The sequence below is a fragment of the Hymenobacter jeollabukensis genome (genome assembly GCF_005771675.1).
In the GTDB taxonomy this organism is placed as follows: Bacteria; Bacteroidota; Bacteroidia; order Cytophagales; family Hymenobacteraceae; genus Solirubrum; species Solirubrum jeollabukense.
In genome coordinates this window covers 54,465-73,723 of record NZ_VAJM01000001.1, presented here as the reverse complement: position 1 = coordinate 73,723, position 19,259 = coordinate 54,465, and the positions used below count along the sequence as shown (strand labels likewise).

Here is a 19,259-nt window from a genome sequence, read left to right as displayed (position 1 = left end):
ACTCCTTGCCGCGGTCCTAAGGCGGCTTTCCTTCCCCACACCCCGACCTTTTTCATCCCATGAGAGGCAACCTGCGTTACATCATAGCCCTGCTGGTTGCAGGGTTTTCGTTCCTCACCTACTACTGCAACCGGCAGACCAATCCCGTGACGGGCGAGGTGCAGCACGTGAGCATGACCGCCGAGCAGGAAATAGCGCTGGGCCTGCGGGCCGCCCCCGAAATGGCCCAGCAATACGGCGGCCTGCACCCCGATCAGCGGGCCCAGGCCGAAGTGGACCGCGTCGGGCAGCAGCTGGTGCAGTCGTCGGGCGCCACCAAGTCGCCCTACAAGTTCGACTTTCACCTGCTGGCCGATGAAAACACCATCAACGCCTTTGCGCTGCCGGGCGGGCAGGTGTTCATCACCGCCGGCCTGCTCAAGAATCTGAAAACCGAAGGGCAGCTGGCCGGTGTGCTGGGCCACGAAATCGGCCACGTCATCGGGCGGCACTCGGCCGAGCAGCTGGCTAAGTCGCAGCTGACGCAGGGCCTGGCCGGCGCGGCCGGCATTGCCGCCTACGACCCCGACCGCCCGGGTGGCTCGATAGCCAATGCCGCCATTGCCGCCGCCATTGCCAAGGTCGTGACCCTGCGCTTCGGCCGCGAGGATGAGCTGGAGGCCGACCGCGACGCGGTGCAGTACACCGCCGAAGCCGGCTACGACCCGCGCGCCATGATTCAGGTGATGCAGATCCTGCAGCAGGCCGGGGGCCGCAGCGGCGGGCCCGAATTTCTGAGTACCCACCCCGACCCGGGCAACCGCATCGGGGTGCTGGAGCGCGAAATCAAGGAGGAATTTCCCAACGGGGTGCCCAGCAACCTGAAACCGTAAGCGCGGGCCCGGCCAAGTGCCAACTCCGTATGCGACCTGCTCAAAAACGGCCGAAGCAAAGAGCTTCGGCCGTTTTGGCGTCCGGTGCGTTATTGTCCTTATTTTCCTCCCGGGGCGGAATTGCCGCCGCCCTTGCGCCTCTTATGCCCACTACCACTCCCATCCTGCGCCGGCTGCTGTTCGTGATGAACCCGATTTCGGGCGACATCGACAAAGCCAGCGTGCAGCAGCTCATTGAAACCGTTTGCACGGAACGCGGCCGCACGGCCCAGTTCTACGAAACCAGCGGCGAGGACGACCTCAACCGGCTGCGCAGCTACCTGCACCAGCACCCCCAGGACGCCGTGTTTGCCGCCGGCGGCGACGGCACCGTAAACCTGGTGGCCCAGGCCCTGAGCGGCACCGAGCTGCCGTTGGGCATCGTGCCGCTGGGCTCGGGCAACGGCCTGTCGAAAGACCTGGGCATTCCGCAGAACGTGGAAGAGGCCCTGCAGCTGATCTGGCGGCACGAGGTGCAGCGCGTCGACACCCTGATGGTCAGCGGCCATTTCACGGCGCACCTGGCCGATCTGGGTTTCAACGCGCTGATCGTAGAGCGGTTTGCCGAAGGTGAAACCCGCGGGCCCGGCGCCTACGTGCGTATCGCCCTGCAGGAGTACATGCGCTACCAGCCCGCCCGCTACCGCGTGGTGACGGATACCGAAACCTGGGAGGGCGAGGCGTTTATGCTCACGGTGGCCAACGCCCGCACCTTCGGCAGCAACGTGGTCATCAACCCCGCCAGCCGCATGGATGACGGCCGCTTCGAGGTGTGCCTTATCGAGCCGTTTCCGGCCACGGCGGCGCCCGGTATCCTCTACCAGCTCTACACCGAAGGCTTCGACGAGTCGGCGTACACGCGGCGGCTGCAGTGCCACTGGGCGCGCATCGAGGTGCCGGGCGAAACGGCGGTGCGCGTACAGGTCGACGGGGAGCCGCTGCAGCTATCCACGCCGGTGGAAGCCACGATTAACCCGCAGAATCTGCGGGTGCTGGTGCCGCCGGCGGAGTAGGGGCCGGGGCCGGTACCGGGGTGAGGGGCCAGCGGAACGAGGTGGGCGCGGGCGTGCCCTGCTGGTCGGCGGGCTCCCAGGTTTGCAGCCACAGCTGGCCGTCGGGGTAGTAATCGAGGCTGAAAAAGCCTTTCCGCTCGTGCACGAAGGTGGCTTTGCCGCCCGCCGCCACGTAGGCCGTTTTGCTGCCCGAGCCGCTGACGAGGTAGTGCACGCCGCGGCGCAGGAAATACTGCAGGTTGTGGTCGTGGCCGGCGGCGTATACGGTGCCCGGAAACTCGCGCAGCACTTGTAGCAAGCGGCGGCGCATGCGCCGGTAGCGCGGGTGGGCCATGTCTTCGGCGGCGCCCAGCAGGCGGCGGTAGGCCGGAAACAGGGAGCCGAGAATGGGCAGGGGCAGGTAAGCGCGCTTGTGGGCGGCCGTCAGCGGAAACACGTGCTGCTTAACGGTGAACTTGCCGCCGTGCATGGCATTGGAGTAGAGCGGGTGGTGGCCGGCTACCAGCATCTGCTGCCCGGGGTACTGGCGCAGCAGCTCCCGCAGCTGGGCGAAGGGCTGGCGGGCATCATCGGCGCTGCAGCCGTGGGCGCGGCCCAGGGGGCGGGGGCCCCGCTGCACCCACCACTGGGTGTTCAGCACCAGCAGCATCAGGCCCTCGGCCAGGGGCAGGGCCACGGGGCCGGGGCAGCCGTTTTCGGGCAGATACAGGGCGCTAGGCAGGTGCTGGCGCACGTAGGCTTCCTGGGCCTGTAGGTAGGCGTAGCCGTCGGGGCGGCCCTTGTTCCAGTCGTGGTTGCCGCTGAGAAACACGACCTGCCCCGCAAACTCGCGCAGCAGGCTGAGCTGCACGTCGAGGCGGCGCTCGGCGGCGGGGCGCAGCGGGTGGCCGACGGGCGGCAGGCCCACGGGGTACACGTTGTCGCCGAGCATGACCACCGTGCCCTCGGCGCCGGCTTCCTGCATCCAGCGGCGCAGCAGGTTCAGCACCGGGTCGCGGCCATCGGTAGCCACCGCGCCCAGGTCGCCGACGAGGCAGACCCGGTGCCGGGGTGCCTCGGCGGGCGGCGTAAGGCCCGCCCAGTGGCGGGCAGCGGCCGATACGAACGGGCGGCGGCGGTGGCGGCGCTCCAGCGCGAAGCGGTAGGCCAGCCAGCAGATGAGCACAAGCGCCGCGGCAGCCAGCGGCCAGAAGAGGTAAGTTGTCACGCTCTACTGTACGGGCAGCGGGGCGGGTGGGTAGGCTACGGAGCCCGAGGCGGCGTTCTTTTTTCGCTTCAAGCTTAAAAATTCGGGGGCGTGAGGTGCTTGAAATGGCCGTTCTGGCGCACGCGCTCCTTAAGCCGCTCGGTTTCCAGCACCACCGGCAGGATGTGCTCCAGGTGCCGCAGCACGTACTGCTGCCGCTCGGGCTCGGTGGGCAGCTGCAGCAGCTCAAACTCCTGCTCGGTGGAAAGGCCCAGGTGGTGCGCCACGTCGAAGGTGCAGTAGTCGGGCGGCAGCTCGATAAAGAGCTTCTGCAGGCTCAGCGCGCCGTAGAGCTGCTCCACCTGCCGGCTGATGCGCAGCTTCAGCTCCGCGTCCTCGGGCGTGTCGTCGGGGAAGTCTTCCACCTGGCCGGCGGCGTAGAGCTTGCCCGGCGCCTCGCGCAGCATGTCGACGATGCGGAAGCGGCCCACGGCCTGGGTACGAATGTCGGACTCGCCGCCGGGGTAGCTGCGCTCCACTTTCAGCAGGCGCATCTCGGTGCCGATGAGCTGCACATGGTCGTTCAGAAACGGCGGAATGCCGAAGGTCTGGCCGGTTTCGAGGCAGTCGGTTACCAGCTGGCGGTAGCGCGGTTCGAAGATGTGCAGGTTGAGCTTTTCGCCGGGGAAGACGACGAGGTTCAGCGGGAAGAGCGGAAGGAGGCGCATGGGTGCGGGAAAGAGCGTGGGCGGCGGTGCTGCACCGCGGGCAAGGGGCGTCCGGGGTTTGATAGGTCGCTGAAATTGCACTTTAAAATAGGACTTCTGCATCGGCATCACCAAATGAGCTACCCAGGCGCAGGGGGGGCGGCCGAACATGTGCCTGCCTGGCCGGTAAGGCGGTCGGCCGCCGCCGGGCATGACATAAATCATTTTCGGGGGTGCTTTTCGTCATGCCGCTTACGGGGCCAATCCGCCATTTTCATAACGTAGGTATGGCCGACCCGGCCGGCGCCTGCTGGTTGTACGCTGACGAATGAACGGTTATGGAAACGCTGGAAACCACGCTGAAACCGGAGTCGGCCCTGGCCGACCGCGACATCACCGCCGCCGTGGAGCGCCTGTTTGCCCGCAAGAAGGGCGTGGCCACGCACCTGGTTGACGTGAGCACCCGGCAGGGCATCGTCACGCTCTGCGGCTACGTCGACAACCTGCTGGCCCGGGAGCGGGCCGAGGAAATTGCCAAAGCCGTGCGCGGGGTGCGCGGCGTCATCAACGAAATCGGGGTGCGGGCCATCGACCTGCCCGACGCCACGCTGCGCCGCGACGTGGAAGAAGCCCTGCTGCAGGACGCCGTCACCAGCGAATACGAAATCTGCTGCACCGCCCGCGAGGGCACGGTGATGCTGCTGGGTGAGGTGCCCTCGTGGCCGGAAAAGGAGCTGGTGCTGCGCGTGGCCAAGGGCGTGCGGGGCGTGTGCGCCGTCGACGACCACCTGCGCTACCGCCTCGTAGACCAGCGCCCGCCCAAGTCGGCGGCGGAAATCAGCGCCGAGCTGGACGAGCTGCTGGGCTGGGACGTGCGCATCAACCACGCCCTCATCGAGGTGCGGGCCGATGGGCAGGGCCGCGTGGTGCTCGGCGGCACGGTGGCCAGCGCGGCCGAGCGCAGCCACGCCATCACGGCGGCCTGGCGCGCGGGCGCCAGCAGCGTCGACGCCGCTGAGCTGCGGGTGGCGCCCGACGCGCACGGCCACGAGCTGCGCGGCGACAAATACCGCGCCCGCACCGACGCGGAAATCCGCCAGGCCATCGAGGATAGCCTGCTGACCGACCCGCGGGTGCGCGCCAACGCGGCCGAAATCGAGGTGGAGCAGGGGCAGGTGACGCTGCGCGGCTCCGTGAGCAACCTGCGCGCCTGTCGCGCCGCCGAGCAGGACGCGCTGGGCATCGTGGGCGTGGCGGCGGTGAGTAACTACCTGCGCGTGCGGCCCGTCCGGCCCACGGCCGACGCCGAGATTCAGCGCCGCACGCGGGCCGCCCTGCTGCGCGACGCCTACCTGCACCGGGGTGCGGTGGAGGTGGTCGTTGGCAACGGCAAGGTGAGCCTCTACGGCACGGTGGATTCGCAGTTTGAAAAGCAGCACGCCGAGCAGGTGGCCGCCGGCATCAGCGGCGTCATTGCCGTCGACAACCGGCTGGTGGTGCCGGCCTGGGCCACCACCCCGGACGGCGAATATTTTGCCTGCAACGTGGCCTACAGCCAGCCGCTGCCCGGCCAGCCGCCCACCGATGAGGCCATCGAGCAGGCCATCCGGCAGCAGCTGGACTGGACGCCGGGCCTGAGCCAGCAGGACATCCGGGTGGGCGTGGCCAAAGGCCGGGCCACCCTGACCGGCACCGTGGACACGCGCCAGGAGCAGCAGCTGGCCACGCTCTGCGCCTACGACGGCGGCGCCCACGCCGTGGCCAACCAGCTGCACGTGCGCCACGGCGCCGCGCGATGAGCGGCGCCCGGGCCCGCGGTTATTTCCCCCGAACCTCTTCCGTTTTGTGCGATGAAACCGACGTTTGTGGTCCTGACTGATCTGTCGCCCAGCGCTGAGCGGGCGGCGCACCTGGCGGCCCTGCTGGCCGAATCGGCCGGGGCGGAGCTGGTGTTGCTGCACCTGGAAGCCGAGGCGGTGGTGGAGCCTGAATTCGGCCTGCTGCCGCTGCCGGCCCACTACCTTGACCGGCAGGAGCGCGACACCGTGGCGGCCCTGGCCGCGCTGGGACGCCAGCTGGCCGCCCCGGTGCGCGTGCAGCCCAACCGCGGCGGCCTGCACGACACCCTGCAGACCGTTATCCGTCATCAGGCGCCGTTGCTGCTGGTGCTGGGCCTCGCGCCCGAATCCGACCTGATCGACCAGCTGCTCTACAATTACGCCCTGCCGGTGCTGCGCGAAACCCATCTGCCGCTGCTGCTGGTGCCTGTCGCCGCCCACGAGCCCGCGCTGCCCCGGCAGGTGGCCCTGGCCATCGATGGGGAGCCGTTTCAGCTCAGCCCGGCTTCCTGCAAAGTGGCGGCGCTGGTGGAAAGCTGGCAGGCCGAGTACACCGTGGTGCACGTGGTGCCGCCCGACGGCCCCACCCTGAACATGCACGACGTGGTGACCACCGCCCACGACAGCGGGCTGCTTTCGGCGCGGGTCATCAGCAGCTCCACTTATCAGCTGCGCCACGCCGTGTGCGGCGCGGGGCTGGTGCAGGCCGTCGGCGATACGCAGGCCGAGCTGCTGGTGCTGGTGGCCCGGCCGCGCAGCTTCCTCGACGAGCTGTTTCACCGCAGCGCCACGGCCGAAGTGCTGCCGCGCAGCCCCGTGCCGGTGCTGGTGCTGCCCGCCGCGGCCGTAGCGGCGCCCTCGGCCACGCACCTAGCCGTAGATGGGCTGCTGTATTGACTACCAGCAGGCTAGTCCTTCACCTAGTAGCTCGTTTCTGTCCCAGTTTTAACCCTTACTTATCGTGCTCGAACAGCCCATTTTGACCGAAGCCGGCGGCATGGCCCATTTCGCCGGACGTTTCTTCCGCGAGGGGTTTCGCCCGCGCTACGAGGTGGGCGAGTGGCTGTACCAGTGCTACGTCATTGGCTACCAGTCCTTGCCGCTGGTGGGCGTGACGGGCTTCATCATGGGCATGGTGCTGACCCTGCAGAGCCGGCCGACCATGGCCCAGTTCGGGGCCGAGTCGTGGATTCCGGCCATGGTGGGGCTGACCATCATCCGCGAGATGGGGCCGATTATCACGGCGCTGATTTTCGCCGGCAAAATCGGCTCCAGCATCGGGGCCGAGCTGGGCTCGATGCGCGTGACGGAGCAGATCGACGCCATGGAGGTGTCGGGTACCAACCCGTTTAAGTACCTGGTGGTGACGCGGGTGCTGGCCACCACCCTCATGCTGCCGGTGCTTACGCTGCTGGCCGACGCCATTGCCCTGTTTGCCTCCTTCGTGGGCCTGAACATGCGCGGGGTGACCACGCTGGCGCTGTACACCAACAACGTCCTCTCGCGCCTGGCCTTCGGCGACGTGCTGCCGGCCTTTATCAAAACCTTCTTTTTCGGCTTCGCGGTGGGCCTGATCGGCTGCTACAAGGGCTACTACTCCGACAAGGGCACCGAGGGCGTGGGCCAGGCCGCCAACTCGGCCGTGGTGGTGTCGTCGCTGGTCATTTTCGTGCTCGACCTGCTGGCCGTGCAAATCACCGGCCTGCTGGGCCTCAACTAGCCGCGCCATGCTGCCCGAACCCGAAACGCTGGCCGCCGCGCCGCCCGCCCCAGCCGAAATGGCCACTCCGGAAACGGTGCTGGCGGTGGAGCACGTGGTGAAGTCCTTCGGCGACAACCACGTGCTGCAGGACTTTTCGCTGGCGCTGCACCGGGGCGAAAACGTGGTGGTGCTCGGCAAGTCGGGCTCGGGCAAGTCGGTGCTGATCAAGTGCGTCATCGGCCTGCTGGTGCCCGATGCCGGTAGCATCACGGTGCTGGGCCAGGACGTGACCCAGCTCGACCACGCGGCCATGGACCAGCTGCGCGCCCGCGTGGGCTTCCTGTTCCAGAGCAACGCCCTCTACGACTCGATGACCGTGCGCGACAACCTGCTGTTTCCGCTGCGCCGCCACTGGCTGGCCCACCGCCGGGCCGAGGAAGATACGCTGGTGCAGCAGGCGCTGGAAGACGTAGGCCTGGGCCACACCGCCGACATGATGCCCGCCGAGCTGTCGGGGGGCATGCGCAAGCGCGTGGCCCTGGCCCGCACCCTCATCCTGCGCCCCGACATCCTGCTCTACGACGAGCCCACCACCGGCCTCGACCCGGTGACCTCGCGCGAAATCAGCCACCTCATCCGCGAGGTGCAGCAAAAGTACGGCACCGCCGCCCTCATCATCTCGCACGACATGAGCTGCGTGCGCCTCACCGCCGACCGCGTGGCCCTGCTCGTCGACGGCCGCTGCTACGCCGAGGGCACCTACGCGCAGCTGCAGGCCCTCCCGGACCCGCGCATCCACGAATTCTTCGCCTAACCCCTGACCACCATGGCCCAACGCACTGCCAGTAACCATGCGCGCCTCGGCCTGTTCGTGCTGGCGGGCCTGAGCTGCCTGATTGTGACCCTGTTCATGCTCGGCCGCCAGCAGAACCTGTTCAGCCGCAGCCTGCTCGTCGAGGCTGACTTCCGCAACGTGTCGGGCCTGCTGACGGGCAACAACGTGCGCCTGGGCGGCATTCCGGTGGGCACCGTGCGCAAGATTCAGATCATCAACGACACCACCATCCGGGTGACGCTGAGTTTGAGCCGCGACGCGCAGCCCTACGTGCGCCGCAACGCCGTGGCCACCATCGGCACCGACGGGCTGGTGGGCAACACCATCATCAACCTGAACGCCCAGCCCGCGCCGGCCCCGCCGGTGCAGGCCGGCGACCGGCTGCCCACCCGCACCCAGCCCGGCATCGACGACATGCTCAGCACCCTGAACGTGTCGAACCGCAACCTGGTCGGCGTGACCCAGGACATGCGCGAAATCACCCGCAAGCTCAACGGCAGCGACGCACTCTGGCAGCTGCTCCACGACCAGCAGCTGGCTCAGAACGTGCGCGGCACCCTGCGCAACGCCGCCACCGCCACCGGGCAGCTGCAGGTAGCCGCCCACGACGTACAGCTGATGACCCGCGGCATCCGGCGCGGTGAAGGCCTGGCCGGCTACCTGCTCACCGATACCGTCCTGGCCGGCCGTCTGGGCCACGCCACCCGGCAGCTCGCCGGCACTTCCGACACCTTGGCTGCCACCATGGCCGGGCTGAAGCGGCAGGTGCAGACGGGCGCCGGCCCGCTGAACACCCTGCTGGTCGACACCACCTTCAGCCGGCAGATGCGCCAGAGCATGCAGCACGTGGAGCAGGGTACGGCGGGCTTCAGCCGCAGCATGGAGGCGCTGCAGCACAACTTCATGCTGCGCGGCTACTTCAAGCGTCAGCAGAAAAAGCAGGCCCGGGCCGCTTACCAGGCCAGCCAGAGCGCCCGGCCGTGAACCACGTCCCTGATGCCCTGGCTCCGTTTCAGGCTTCCGCGGCGGGCAGCACCAGCACGGGCACGGGGCTGCGCGCCAGCAGGGCATCGGTTACGCTGCTATGAAACAGCTCGCCCAGGGTGCCGTGCCGGCGGGCCAGCATCAGCAGCCAGTTGGCGCCGGTGGCCGCCAGGGCCTGCAACAACCCCTCCGTCGGGTGCTGGGCGTAGAATCCTTCGACTTGCGGGCTGGGCGTGGCCGCTGGCAGCAGTCCGCTCCGGCGCACGTGCTCCAGGGCTTCGGCGCAGCTCTCGTCGGCCTGGGTGGGCGCCACGGTTACCACGGTGGCGCGGGCCGGGGGCAGCTGCCGCAGCAGCTGCCGCAGCAGCTGCCGGGCCGGGGCGGCGCCGGCGTCGAGGGCGAAGGGCCCGGTGTCGGCGGCTATGGCCAGGTGCTGCGGCGCGGCTGGGCCCGGGTATACTTCGGGCACCAGCAGCAGTGGTATTCGGGCGTCGCGCAGCACCTCCAGCACCGCCGCGCCGGCGTCGAAATCGGCGCGGTCGTCGGCGGGACGGCCGAGCACGAACAGGGCCGGGTAGTACTCGTTTATCAGCGCCTCCAGTGCCTCGGGCAGCTGGTCGTTGATCAGGGCCAGGTCGGTGGGCACGGGCTGCTGGTCGGCCAGTTCCTGCAGGGCCTCGTGCAGCTGCCGGGCGGCTTCGGGCGAATCCGGGCCGGGCACTTCCACGTTGAGCAGGGCCAGCTGATCGAGGTGAACCAGCACCAGGCGGGCGCCGAGCGGCTGGGCCAGCTCGACGGCCAGCCGCAGAGCCCGGCGGCTTTCGGGGAAGAAACTGGTGAGAACCAGCAGCGCCAGGGGCTGCTCGGCCGCTACCGGCGCCGGCTGGGTGGGCAAGGTTGACATGGGACTGGCGAGGCTTGACGGTGAATCGGCAAATGCGGCTGCGGGCAAGGTGGCGCGCTGCGCGGATTAGGCCGGCAACTCGGCTGTCAGCCTGGCCAAGGCCGTATTCGCGGGCAATAAGCGGCGGTCGGCGCCACGCTCCCAACGAGCAGTTATCACCCGTTGAAGCGGGTCACCCCGCCTTACTCCAGGGACGGCAGCAGCAGCAAGGGAATCGGGCTTTGGGCGATGAGCTGGGCCGTGACGCTGTGGTGAAACAACCCGCTGAGCAAGTGATGCGGCCGGGCCACCAGCACCAGCAGATCGGCCTTGGCTTCGGCGGCTCCCTGCAGAATGCCATCGACCGGGCTGGCGTGATAAATCAGCAGAGGGCGGGTATCGGCGGCCAGCGTGGCCACGCCGCTGCGTTGCACTTCGCGCAGCACCTTCTGCGTCGTTTCAGCCTTCGGTTCCGCCTCGGCCGCCGGGGCCGGCTCGCATACGACGTGGACGATGCTGAACGTGGCGTCCAGCGCGCCGAGCAGCTCCGGCACGAGGTGCTGGTCTTCGTAAAGCGAAAACGGCTGCCCATCGACGGCCAGCGCCAGCCGCCGGGGCGGAAAGGTGTCCCAGCCCAGATAGGGCACCAGCAGCAGCGGGCAGGGCGCGTAGCGCAGCACGTCGAGCGCCGCCCCGACGACCACCTCGGTGGGCGTGGTGGCGGCATCGGGGCGGCCCAGCACCACCAGGCGGGGCCGGTGATGACGCACGGCCTCGGCCACCGCCACCGGCAGGTAGCCCTCCTCGATGTCGACCTGCGTGGGCACCGGCTGCTCGTCGGCCAGGGCGCTGAGGGCCTGCCGGGTGCGCTGCGGCGAAGCGGCGTCGCCGGCCCGGTGCTCGGGCGAGAGCAGCTCGTCGTGGCGCACGTGCAGCAGCACCAGGTGGGCCTGCAGGGGCACGGCCAGCCCCGCCGCGTAGGAGAGGGCGCGGTTGGTGACGGCGTAAAAATCCGTCAGGACGACAAGGGAGGGGGAGGTCATGGCAAAGAGGAATAAGGCGAAATAGGTGCAGGAGGTGGAGCGGCGGCCCGGCTTAGCCCCAGCTGGCCAGCCGCAGGTGGTTGTTGACGTCGCGGGCGCCGCAGGCCCGGGCGTGCTGGGCGGCCACGCGCCGCTGCCAGTGGGTGTCGACGGTGCCCAGGAGCGTCACGCGGCCCTCGTGCACCCGGATATCCACGTCCTGGTCGTGGAGCAGGGCCGACCAGTAGTAGTGGCTGCGCAGGCGCTGCTCCAGGGCGTAGTCGGGCTCGGGGTGGCCGTCGGCCGGGGCGCTGATCGGGTCGGCGGAGGCAGCCGCGGGGCCGGCCTGCACATGGTTGTCGAGGGTGACCACGCCCGTGACGCCGGCGGCCACGTCGGCGGCGCGCTCCTGCTCGAAATGGGCGTTGACAGTACCGTAGAGCTGCACCTTGCCGTTGCTCACGTTTACCGTGAAGGTGTAGGGCCCCACGTACGCGTCGCAGGCCAGGGCGGCCTTGATGTGCTGCTGGGTGGCGGCGTCGGGGGCGGGGTAGTGGGTTTCCACCTGCAGCAGGTTGTGCACCTCGCGCACGCCCACGATGTTTTCGGCGTCGCGCTCGGCCGCCTGCTGCGCCAGCAGGTTGCTCACGGCCCCGGCCAGCGTGGCCACCCCGTCGCGCACCCGCACGGTGGGCCCGAAGGCGCGGACCCGCGGATCGAGGCGCAGCGCGTCGCGCACGGCTTGGGCCACGTCTTCGTCGGCCCGCAGCACGAATTTCTCCCGGCGCAGGGCCTTGTCGAGGGCCCAGCGCGCCACGAACAGGTCGCGGGCGTTGACGTGGGTGGCCCCGGCCTGATAGGCCGTTGCCACCACGAAGTCGCGCTCGGCGGGCGTGCCCACGGTGCCGGCCAGGTGCACCACCCCGTGCGCCGTGCGGATGCTCACCAGCTCGCTCTGTACGCGGATGTCCCAGTCCAGCAGCTCCCGGATCTGAATGGTAATTTCCGCGTCGGTGTTGGTGATTTCGCCCCGGTGCACGTCGAGCCGGTTGCGAATGGCCGTCACGCCGCGCACGCCGCGCAGGGCCTGCAGCACCAGCTGCTGCTCGGCCCAGGACTGCACGGCGCCTTCCACCGTCACCTCGCCGCTGCTGGCGTGGCAGCGCACGTTGTAGCCGGTGGTGGCCGGGTCGCGGCTCAGGGCGGCTTCCACGGCGCTGAGCAGGGCCGCATCGGGCACGTCAGTGGCGCGCACCACCACCTCGTTGATGACCCCGCGCACCCCGCGCACCGCCTGGGCCAGGGCCGTGGCCCGTTCGCGCTCCAGCAGGGTGCCGGCAAAGCCCGTCAGCTCCACGATGCCGTCGTGGGTGGCCACGTCGATCAGCGGCGTTGTCATGCCTTTCTTGGTGAAAATGAATCGTTCAACGGCCGCCGTGATGTCGTCATCGGCCAGGCGCTCCGTGGGCGCCGTGAGGGAAGCGTGGAGAGGCATGCCAGAAGCAGGAAAAGGTGGGGAACAAGCAGGAGTGAAAATCCGGCAGCGCGGGCAGCTGGGTTATCCGCCACCGCCCAGCGCCAGGCCGCAGGCCCGTGGAAGGCCCGTTCCGTGCGTTGCCGATTCGGGGTGGAAAGCCGCGCGGGCGCTGCCGACCGTCAGGTCAGGCGGCCGGTTGGGCTGAGCGGGTCAGGTGCCAGGTAGCGGCGGTGAGGACCAGCAGCAGCAGCGAAAACCAAAGCGTGGGCGTGACCATGGCAGTAGGTGGCTTGGGGAATTGACAAGCGCGGGCCGGGGCGCCGGCCGGGGTTGTCAAAGATGTTGGTTGCTCACGGTCAATGCGTTGACAATCGTCGTCAAATCAGGTGACAGAAGTCATCTTTTTCGCGGGGGCAGCGCTCCAACTTGTGGGAGGCTCCGTCACCTGGCCGGCGCCTTACCTGCTTGCCTATGGTTTCGTCATCCGCCGCCCCGCTGCCCGCCGGACTGGCCCCCGCCGAAGTGACGGCGCGGCGGCGGCAGTTCGGTCGCAACACCCTCGTGCGGGCCGACCGCGGCAGCCGCTGGCTGCTCGTGCGGCGGCTGCTCACCGAGCCCATGTTTGTGCTCTTGCTGCTCACGGCCGGGCTGTACCTGCTCATGGGCAGCCGCGCCGAAGCGCTGACGGTGCTCAGCGCCACCGTGCTGGTGGTCGGCATTTCGCTCTACCAGGAAGTGCGCAGCGACAAAGCCCTGCAGGCCCTGCAAACGCTCACCCAGCCCCGGGCCCGGGTGCGGCGGGCGGGCGAATGGGCCGAAGTAGCTGCCGACGAAGTGGTAGTCGGCGACGTGCTGACGGTGACCGAGGGCGAGCAGGTGGTAGCCGACGGCACCTTGCTGGAGGCCCACGACCTGCTGCTCGACGAGTCGTTTCTGACCGGCGAGTCGCTGCCGGTGGCCAAGGCGGCCGGCGGCGGCGAGGCGCTGTACGCCGGTTCGGCCGTGGTGCGCGGCGGGGCGGTGGTGGAGGTGACGGCCGTGGGGGAGCACACCCGCCTGGGCCGCATCGGCGGGCTGATCCGACAGGTGGAGGCGCCGCCCACGCCGCTGCAGCGGCAGGTGGCCGGCTTCGTGCGCCGCATGGCGCTGGTAGGGGGGCTGGCCTTTGTGCTGGTGTGGGCCTACCACTGGTGGGACTCGGGCAGCCTCAGCCACGGCCTGCTGCACGGCCTGACCCTGGCCATGGCCATTCTGCCCGAGGAAATTCCGGCCGCGCTGGCCGCATTCATGGCCCTGGGCGCTTGGCGGCTGATGCGGCGGGGCCTGCTCGTCAAGCAGCCCCAGACCGTCGAAACCCTGGGCTCGGCCACCATCATCTGCGTCGACAAAACCGGCACGCTCACCCAGAACCAGATGGCCCTCACCCAGCTCTACTGCCCCGGCGACGCCGGCCCACAGCCGCTGGCCGAGGTGCCCGCCCCGGCCCAGCGCGAGCTGCTCAGCTACGCCATGTGGGCCAGCGAGCCGCAGCCCTTCGACCCGATGGAGCAGGCCCTGCACCGCGCCTACGCCGCCGCGGCCGAGGTCGACCTGCGCCCCGCGTTTCAGCTCGTGCACGAATACCCGCTGGGTGGGCAGCCGCCCCTGATGACCCGCGTTTTCGCCGGTGCGGCCGGCCAGCGCGTGGTGGCGGCCAAGGGGGCTCCGGAGGGCATTCTGGCCCGCTGTGCGCTGGCCCCAGTCGATTTAGTCGCGGCCCAGGCGGCTTTGCAGGCCATGGCTGCTGCCGGACTGCGCGTGCTCGGCGTGGCCCGCAGCCAGTGCCCGCCCGCCGACTACCCCGCCACGCAGGAAGGCTTTGCCTGGGAATTCGTGGGCCTGGTGGGCTTCAGTGACCCGCCCAAGGCCAGCACGGCCGCGGTGCTGCGGGCCTTCTACGGGGCCGGCATCGAGGTGAAGATGATAACCGGCGACAACGCCCTCACGGCGCTCAGCATTGCCCGGCAGGTGGGCATGCGCCGCCCCGAGCCGCTGCTCACCGGCTCCGAAGTGCTGGCCCTCGACGAGGCCACACTGCGCCGGCGGGTGCGGGAGGTGAACCTCTACGCCCGCATGGTGCCCGAGGCCAAGCTGCGCGTCATCGAGGCCCTGAAAGCCGACGGCGAGGTGGTGGCCATGACCGGCGACGGGGTGAACGACGCGCCGGCGCTCAAGGCCGCCCACATCGGCGTGGCCATGGGGCGGCGCGGCACCGAGCTGGCCCGGCAGGCCGCCGCCCTGGTGCTGCTCGACGCCGAGCTGACCGGCATGGTAACCGCCGTGGAGCTGGGCCGGCGCATCTACCAGAACCTGCAGAAGGCCGTGCTCTACATCGTAGCCATTCACGTGCCGCTGGTGCTGGCCGTGCTGGTACCCTCGCTGCTGGCCGGCCGCTTTCCGGTGCTGCTCGGGCCGGTGCACGTCATTTTCCTGGAGCTGCTGATGGGCCCGACCTGCTCCATCGTGTTCGAAAACGAGCCTACCGAGGCCGGCACTTTGCAGGAGCCGCCGCGCCCCCTGAATCAGCCGTTTCTGGCCTGGGCGCAGCTGGGCGAGGGCGTGGGGCAGGGCCTGGTGGTGGCCGTGGGCGTGCTGGGGCTGGCTTATTACGCGCTGCACGCCGGCCTGGGCGAGGGGCTGGCCCGCACGCTGCTGTTCGTCACCCTGGTGCTGGCCAACGTGCTGCTGACGCTGGTCAGCCGCTCGCGCCGCCACTCCCTGCGCAGCACCTGGCGCTACGCCAATGCGCTGCTGCCCGTGGCGCTGGGCCTCGGCCTGCTGCTGCTGGCGGCCTGCCTGCTCTGGCCCACAGGGCGGCAGCTTTTTCAGCTCGTGCCGCTCAATGGCCCGCAGCTGGCCCTCTGCGCCGCCGTAGCCGTTGGTACCACTGTCTGGTTCGAAGCTTACAAACTTTGGCGCAACGTCCGGTGTCGCGCCCGGCAACTTGCATTGGCCCCAGCTCATTCGGCCTGAAAATGCCCTCCGGCGGTGTCGCCTGGCAACCAAGCGGGCCTTACAAGTCGGACATCGAGGTGATGACCAGGTCCGGGTTCAGCTCGTAGACGCGGATGCCCCCGGTGGGAATTTCCAGTGCCTCCACCTGGGCCACCGTCAGGCCTTCCAGCTGCATGCGCAGGGCCCGCAGGGTATTGCCGTGCGACACCACCAGCAGGCGCTGCCCCGCCCGCAGGGCCGGCGCCAGCACCTCGTTGTAGTAGGCCACCACGCGGTCGAGGGTGTGGTGCAGGGTTTCGCCCTCGGGCGGGGCGTCTTCGTAGCTGCGGCGCCAGCGCGTGACCTGCTCCAGGCCGTAGCGGGCAATGGTTTCGGCTTTGTTGAGACCCTGCAGCGCGCCGTACATCCGCTCGCGCAGGGCGTCGGCGGCGTGAATTTCCAGGCTGGACTCATCCAGCTCGGCCAGAATCAGCTCCAGGGTGCGGCGCGAGCGAACCAGCGTGGAGCAGTAGGCCGCGTCGAAGTGAAAATCGTGGAGGCGGCGGCCGGCTTCCCGGGCTTCGGCCTCGCCTTGGGGCGTCAGCGGTACGTCGAGCCAGCCGGTGAAGACGCCTGCCAGGTTGGCCTCTGATTGGCCGTGGCGGACCAGAACGAGTTGGGACATAGAGAAAGGGTAGCGTCAGGAGTAAGCCGGGGACGAAGCACGGCCCGGCGGGTGGATTTCGCGTGAAGGCGCGGGAGCAATGCCGCGCCGCGTTGCGTCGCCGCCCGGCGCAACGCGGCGCGCCGTGCTTATTCAAACGGGGAGCGGGTGGCGGTGTTGGCGGGGCGGTGGGCCGCACGAAAGCAGCGGCGTCGGCACACCAGTTTCGAGGCCGCGCCATTGGCGAAAAACCGGCCGCGCGGCTGTATTCCGCCGGGCAGATGCACCACCGGGCGGCGGCCGTTAGTAATTTCGCCGCGGGCCGCCCATTGCCGGGCGGCCGGTTTTTCCTGAATTCATCCTGCGCATGGCAGAGTTTGCAACCCAGCTGCGGCTGGCGCGGCGCGTGGCGCTGCAAGTTTTGGCTTCGTTGTTTCTGGTGTCGCTGGCCTGGGTGCTGGTGTACCGCTGGGTGACGCCACCGGCCACCTGGCTGATGCTGGAGCGCCGCAGCCACCGTCCCGAGGCCGCCTACGGCGGCCTGCTGCCCGAAGACGCCTCGCGCAAGATTCACTACCGCTTCGTCACGCTCCGCGAGGTGTCGCCGCAGCTGCCGCTGGCCCTGGTGGCGGCCGAAGACCAGCGCTTCCTCATGCACCACGGCTTCGATACCGACGCCATCATCAAGGCCGCTAGGCACAACTTCGGGGAGAAGGGCGGCGGTATCCGCGGGGGCAGCACCATCTCGCAGCAGGTGGCCAAAAACGTGTTTCTCTGGCAGGGCCGCAGCTACGTGCGCAAGGCCGCCGAAGCCTACTTTACGGTGCTCATCGAGCTGCTCTGGGGCAAGGAGCGCATTCTGGAAGTGTACCTGAACATTGCCGAAATGGGCGACTGCGTGTTCGGGGCCGAAGCCGCCGCGCAGAAGCACTTTGGTCGCTCGGCCCGGAGCCTGACGCCGGCCCAGGCCGCGCTGCTGGCCGCCGTATTGCCCAACCCGCTGAAGTTTCAGGCCGGGCACCCGGGCCCGCAGGCCCGCACCAAGCAGCAGCGGGTGCTTCGCAACATGCGCCGGCTCGGCGGCACCAAATTCATTGGCAAAATCCTGAACTAAGCCATGCGCACTGCTCACTACCTGCCCAGCCTGGCCCTGGCCGCCCTGCTGCTTTCGTCCTGCTCCCCCGATTCAACGACCAAGCCCGCCGACACCGCCGCAACGGCCGTAGCCGCCCCGGCCTTTACCGCCGCCGACGCGCAGCAAATCCGCACCGTGCTCAGCACCCAGGCCGCCGCCTGGAACCGCGGCGACCTGCCCGCCTACATGCAGGGCTACTGGCAGAGCGACTCGCTGCTGTTCATCGGCAAAAGCGGCCCCCAACACGGCTGGCAGCGCACCCTCACGAACTACCAGCGCAGCTACCCCGATGCCGCCGCCATGGGCCAGCTCGACTTCTCGCAGTTGCGCATCAACCCCATCGACGCCGAAGCCGCCCACGTAGTCGGCCGCTGGCACCTGGCCCGCCCGCAGAAAGGCGACCTGCAGGGCTGGTTCACCTTGCTCTTCCGCAAAATCGACGGCCGCTGGGTAATAGTAGCGGATCATTCGAGCTAAGTGGTTGTCAGTTGCGAGTTGGCAGTTGTCAGTACACAGTCCAAGAAAAAAGGTCTTTCCTGTCGCAGGAAAGACCTTTTTTGAATCTGTTCAGAGGGAATGAAGTACACCCTGACAACTGACAACTGACAACTGACAACTGACAACTGACAACTGACAACTGACAACTGACAACTGACAACTGACAACTCATTTCTTGCCCTCTTCCTCCGCCACGTCGCCGGGGTCTTCGGGCGTGGCTTCGTCCTTCTGCTTTTCGGCTTCCACGGCGGGCACAGCCTCCACGTACACCAGGCCGGTGGCGGCGGCGTGCTCGGCGGCGTGCACGGTGTCTTTCACCAGCAGCATTTCCACCTTGTCGTTGCGCAGTTCCTCAGCCACGCGCTGCACCATCACGGTGCGCTCGGGCAGGTTCACGTCGCGGATGTAGATGGCCAGCACGCGGCCCGGGTGGCGGCGCACCACCTCGCGGTAAATGTTGGCGTCTTCCTGACCCGAGTCGCCGATGAGCACGAAGGGCAGCTGCGGGTAGGTAAGCAGCAGGTTGTCGATTTCCTTGAGTTTGTGGCCGTGGTGCTCGGAGGCGTCGCCGGAGGATTTGCGCTTCAGGGCCATGTCGCGCAGCAGCAGCGGACCGGGCGGAATTTCGTTTAGGGCCAGGAAGTCTTCGAGCAGGTCGTAGAGGTTCCAGGGCGACGACGACACGTAGAAGAAGGGGTTGTTGCGCTTGCCGTTGCGGCCCAGCTGCAGCTGCCGGTAAAACTCGGCCACGCCCTTGAAGGGCATGCGCGAGCGGGCATTGCGCAGCAGCACGGTGCGGGCCATGCGCAGCAGGTCGGTAGCCGAGGTCTGGATGACGGTGTCGTCGAGGTCGGAGATGATGCCGTACTCGGCGTCGGCGGGCGGCACCAGCACGGGCGCCTGCACGGCGCGCTGCAGGGGCAGCGGCCCCGGGGCGTGCAGCAGCTCTACTTCCACCGGGTGCCAGAGAAAATCCACCGCCGGGCTGAGCTGCCGGGGCTCGATGTTGAGGGTAAAATAACCTTCCTCGTCGCTCACCACGGGGTGCTCGGTGCCGTCGCCGGGGCGGATGACGAGCTGGGCGCCGGGCATTTCCTGCGAGTCGAAGCGGCGGTACATGTTCAGCAGGTTGTGCCAGCGCGAGTCGCCGGGGTCGGGCTCGCCGATGCCTTTGTCGGTGAGCACGCGGCCTTTCACGTAGAGGCGCTCGGGCGTGCCGTAGCTGCGGTAGGGGAGCACCTGCACCTGGTGCAGCAGCCCGAGGCGGGCACGGGCGCGGCGCAGCAGGTCGTCGGCGTTTTCGGCCAGGTCGCTGAGGCGGTCGAGGAAGGACATAAGCGGAGGTCGGAATAAAGAGGGGCGAAGCTAGCCAAGCCCGCGCAATGAGGCGGCGGCCCCTGGCGAAGCAGCGGCCATTGACATAACGCAGAC

At 68.7% G+C, this 19,259-nt stretch carries 17 protein-coding genes; 10 read left to right on the top strand and 7 right to left on the bottom strand.

Annotated elements, in window-relative coordinates; translation table 11 throughout:
* Positions 1-59 precede the first annotated feature (59 nt).
* Both FDY95_RS00315 and FDY95_RS00310 read left to right on the top strand, forming a co-directional pair.
* Entirely contained in the window at positions 60-872 is an 813-nt protein-coding gene (locus FDY95_RS00315; protein ID WP_138074737.1) for a M48 family metallopeptidase, read from the top strand.
* Between the two features lie 143 nt (positions 873-1,015).
* Positions 1,016-1,924, top strand: a complete 909-nt coding sequence (locus FDY95_RS00310) for a diacylglycerol/lipid kinase family protein (protein ID WP_171025460.1) — start codon at positions 1,016-1,018, stop codon at positions 1,922-1,924.
* Here the strand turns inward: FDY95_RS00310 and FDY95_RS00305 are convergent.
* Positions 1,881-3,131, bottom strand: coding sequence for a metallophosphoesterase (locus FDY95_RS00305; RefSeq protein ID WP_138074736.1), 1,251 nt, complete (start codon positions 3,129-3,131; stop codon positions 1,881-1,883). The genes FDY95_RS00310 and FDY95_RS00305 overlap by 44 nt on opposite strands.
* A gap of 74 nt (positions 3,132-3,205) precedes the next feature.
* Entirely contained in the window at positions 3,206-3,838 is a 633-nt protein-coding gene (locus FDY95_RS00300) for an LON peptidase substrate-binding domain-containing protein (protein WP_138074735.1), read from the bottom strand.
* 317 nt (positions 3,839-4,155) lie between these two features.
* Between FDY95_RS00300 and FDY95_RS00295 the strand changes: the two genes are divergently transcribed.
* The 5 genes from FDY95_RS00295 (at position 4,156) to FDY95_RS00275 (ending at position 9,176) form a co-directional block, all read left to right on the top strand.
* A complete protein-coding gene (locus FDY95_RS00295) occupies positions 4,156-5,616 on the top strand; it encodes a BON domain-containing protein (RefSeq protein ID WP_138074734.1) in 1,461 nt (486 codons plus the stop codon).
* A 51-nt stretch (positions 5,617-5,667) separates the two neighbouring features.
* Positions 5,668-6,552 (top strand): universal stress protein, encoded by an 885-nt coding sequence (locus tag FDY95_RS00290; RefSeq protein ID WP_138074733.1) that lies wholly within the window; start codon positions 5,668-5,670, stop codon positions 6,550-6,552.
* Between the two features lie 64 nt (positions 6,553-6,616).
* Positions 6,617-7,375: an MlaE family ABC transporter permease gene (locus FDY95_RS00285; protein ID WP_317129466.1), complete on the top strand. Its 759-nt coding sequence runs from the start codon at positions 6,617-6,619 to the stop codon at positions 7,373-7,375.
* A gap of 7 nt (positions 7,376-7,382) precedes the next feature.
* Positions 7,383-8,171, top strand: coding sequence for an ABC transporter ATP-binding protein (locus FDY95_RS00280; RefSeq protein WP_394348385.1), 789 nt, complete (start codon positions 7,383-7,385; stop codon positions 8,169-8,171).
* A 12-nt stretch (positions 8,172-8,183) separates the two neighbouring features.
* On the top strand, positions 8,184-9,176 hold the full coding sequence (locus FDY95_RS00275) for an MlaD family protein (RefSeq protein WP_138074732.1): 993 nt from the start codon (positions 8,184-8,186) through the stop codon (positions 9,174-9,176).
* Between the two features lie 28 nt (positions 9,177-9,204).
* On the opposite strand, the gene FDY95_RS00270 is transcribed toward FDY95_RS00275, so the two are convergent.
* From FDY95_RS00270 to FDY95_RS00260, 3 genes are all read right to left on the bottom strand, one after another.
* Positions 9,205-10,080, bottom strand: a complete 876-nt coding sequence (locus tag FDY95_RS00270) for a universal stress protein (protein WP_138074731.1) — start codon at positions 10,078-10,080, stop codon at positions 9,205-9,207.
* Positions 10,081-10,262: 182 nt separating this feature from the next.
* Positions 10,263-11,102 carry a universal stress protein gene (locus FDY95_RS00265; RefSeq protein WP_138074730.1) on the bottom strand — a complete coding sequence of 280 codons (840 nt, stop codon included), beginning with the start codon at positions 11,100-11,102 and terminating at the stop codon, positions 10,263-10,265.
* Positions 11,103-11,154: 52 nt separating this feature from the next.
* Positions 11,155-12,576: a BON domain-containing protein gene (locus FDY95_RS00260; RefSeq protein ID WP_138074729.1), complete on the bottom strand. Its 1,422-nt coding sequence runs from the start codon at positions 12,574-12,576 to the stop codon at positions 11,155-11,157.
* Between the two features lie 453 nt (positions 12,577-13,029).
* Between FDY95_RS00260 and FDY95_RS00255 the strand changes: the two genes are divergently transcribed.
* Positions 13,030-15,570 carry a cation-translocating P-type ATPase gene (locus FDY95_RS00255; protein WP_138074728.1) on the top strand — a complete coding sequence of 847 codons (2,541 nt, stop codon included), beginning with the start codon at positions 13,030-13,032 and terminating at the stop codon, positions 15,568-15,570.
* 40 nt (positions 15,571-15,610) lie between these two features.
* Here FDY95_RS00255 and FDY95_RS00250 read toward each other — a convergent pair whose 3' ends face one another.
* Positions 15,611-16,216: a 2,3-bisphosphoglycerate-dependent phosphoglycerate mutase gene (locus FDY95_RS00250; protein WP_138074727.1), complete on the bottom strand. Its 606-nt coding sequence runs from the start codon at positions 16,214-16,216 to the stop codon at positions 15,611-15,613.
* 346 nt (positions 16,217-16,562) lie between these two features.
* Between FDY95_RS00250 and mtgA the strand changes: the two genes are divergently transcribed.
* Complete coding sequence (gene mtgA, locus FDY95_RS00245; RefSeq protein ID WP_138074726.1) at positions 16,563-17,309, top strand: monofunctional biosynthetic peptidoglycan transglycosylase; 747 nt, start codon at positions 16,563-16,565, stop codon at positions 17,307-17,309.
* Between the two features lie 3 nt (positions 17,310-17,312).
* The gene (locus FDY95_RS00240) at positions 17,313-17,807 is read left to right on the top strand and encodes a YybH family protein (RefSeq protein ID WP_138074725.1); all 495 of its coding nucleotides are present in this window, start codon (positions 17,313-17,315) and stop codon (positions 17,805-17,807) included.
* 189 nt (positions 17,808-17,996) lie between these two features.
* On the opposite strand, the gene FDY95_RS00230 is transcribed toward FDY95_RS00240, so the two are convergent.
* Positions 17,997-19,163, bottom strand: a complete 1,167-nt coding sequence (locus tag FDY95_RS00230) for an App1 family protein (protein WP_138074723.1) — start codon at positions 19,161-19,163, stop codon at positions 17,997-17,999.
* Between the last annotated feature and the right edge of the window lie 96 nt (positions 19,164-19,259).

Coding starts and splice junctions, on each gene's coding strand:
- FDY95_RS00290 (WP_138074733.1), top strand. CDS start 5,668: ATGAAACCGACGTTTGTGGTCCTGACTGATCTGTCGCCCAGCGCTGAG.
- FDY95_RS00255 (WP_138074728.1), top strand. CDS start 13,030: ATGGTTTCGTCATCCGCCGCCCCGCTGCCCGCCGGACTGGCCCCCGCC.
- FDY95_RS00260 (WP_138074729.1), bottom strand. CDS start 12,576: ATGCCTCTCCACGCTTCCCTCACGGCGCCCACGGAGCGCCTGGCCGAT.
- mtgA (WP_138074726.1), top strand. CDS start 16,563: ATGGCAGAGTTTGCAACCCAGCTGCGGCTGGCGCGGCGCGTGGCGCTG.
- FDY95_RS00315 (WP_138074737.1), top strand. CDS start 60: ATGAGAGGCAACCTGCGTTACATCATAGCCCTGCTGGTTGCAGGGTTT.
- FDY95_RS00230 (WP_138074723.1), bottom strand. CDS start 19,163: ATGTCCTTCCTCGACCGCCTCAGCGACCTGGCCGAAAACGCCGACGAC.
- FDY95_RS00280 (WP_394348385.1), top strand. CDS start 7,383: ATGCTGCCCGAACCCGAAACGCTGGCCGCCGCGCCGCCCGCCCCAGCC.
- FDY95_RS00250 (WP_138074727.1), bottom strand. CDS start 16,216: ATGTCCCAACTCGTTCTGGTCCGCCACGGCCAATCAGAGGCCAACCTG.
- FDY95_RS00310 (WP_171025460.1), top strand. CDS start 1,016: ATGCCCACTACCACTCCCATCCTGCGCCGGCTGCTGTTCGTGATGAAC.
- FDY95_RS00275 (WP_138074732.1), top strand. CDS start 8,184: ATGGCCCAACGCACTGCCAGTAACCATGCGCGCCTCGGCCTGTTCGTG.
- FDY95_RS00295 (WP_138074734.1), top strand. CDS start 4,156: ATGGAAACGCTGGAAACCACGCTGAAACCGGAGTCGGCCCTGGCCGAC.
- FDY95_RS00300 (WP_138074735.1), bottom strand. CDS start 3,838: ATGCGCCTCCTTCCGCTCTTCCCGCTGAACCTCGTCGTCTTCCCCGGC.
- FDY95_RS00270 (WP_138074731.1), bottom strand. CDS start 10,080: ATGTCAACCTTGCCCACCCAGCCGGCGCCGGTAGCGGCCGAGCAGCCC.
- FDY95_RS00240 (WP_138074725.1), top strand. CDS start 17,313: ATGCGCACTGCTCACTACCTGCCCAGCCTGGCCCTGGCCGCCCTGCTG.
- FDY95_RS00265 (WP_138074730.1), bottom strand. CDS start 11,102: ATGACCTCCCCCTCCCTTGTCGTCCTGACGGATTTTTACGCCGTCACC.